General features: G+C 58.5%; 1 pseudogene. It reads left to right on the top strand.

Annotated elements, in window-relative coordinates:
- Positions 1-1,006: pseudogene (locus tag ACTHPG_RS28140) on the top strand (BclA C-terminal domain-containing protein); the annotation flags it as partial.

Genomic DNA, 1,006 nt, shown 5'->3' with positions numbered 1-1,006 from the left:
TGCTTGCAGGTGCAGGAGCGACAGGTATTACAGGAGCCACCGGAGTTGGGGTAACGGGAAGTACCGGAGTTACAGGGTCTTCGGGTGTAACGGGAGCAACGGGTTCAGGTCTAAGTGGCATCGTGCCATTTGATCCAGCGGTAGCCCCAACCTATCCAGCGGGTCAAGTCGTAACATTCAACGGCAGTACGTATATTGCAAATGTAGCTTCACCCACGGGAACGCCGGGCACGTCGCCGGATTATACGTTGCTTGCAGGTGCAGGAGCAACGGGTGCCACCGGAGTTGGGGTAACGGGAAGTACCGGAGTTACAGGGACTTCAGGTGTAACGGGAGCGACGGGTGCAGGTTTGAGTGGTATCGTACCATTCGACCCAGCGGTAGCCCCAACGTACCCCGCGGGTCAAGTTGTAACGTTCAATGGTAGTACGTATATTGCAAATGTAGCTTCACCCACGGGAACGCCGGGTACGTCGCCGGATTACACGTTGCTTGCGGGCGCAGGAGCAACGGGTGCCACCGGAGTTGGGGTAACGGGAAGTACAGGAGTTACAGGGTCTTCGGGTGTAACAGGAGCGACGGGTTCAGGTCTAAGTGGCATCGTGCCATTTGATCCAGCGGTAGCCCCAACGTACCCAGCGGGTCAAGTCGTAACGTTCAACGGCAGTACGTATATTGCAAATGTAGCTTCACCCACGGGAACGCCGGGCACATCGCCGGATTACACGTTGCTTGCGGGCGCAGGAGCAACGGGAGTTACCGGAGCCACCGGAGTTGGGGTAACGGGAAGCACGGGATTGACAGGGGTTACTGGAGCCACAGGGGTTGGCGTAACGGGAAGCACTGGATTAACAGGAGCCACGGGTGAAACGGGAGCCACAGGTCTCGCTGGTCTGACCGGAGCGACAGGGGATACCGGAGCCACCGGAGTTGGCGTAACGGGAAGCACTGGATTAACAGGAGCCACGGGTGAAACGGGAGCCACAGGTCTCGCTGGTCTGACCGG

It is taken from the genome of Paenibacillus sp. SAF-068 (genome assembly GCF_051967555.1).
In the GTDB taxonomy this organism is placed as follows: Bacteria; Bacillota; Bacilli; order Paenibacillales; family Paenibacillaceae; genus Paenibacillus.
The sequence above is the reverse complement of the archived record's forward strand: the minus strand, read 5'-3'. Positions and strand labels throughout refer to the sequence as shown.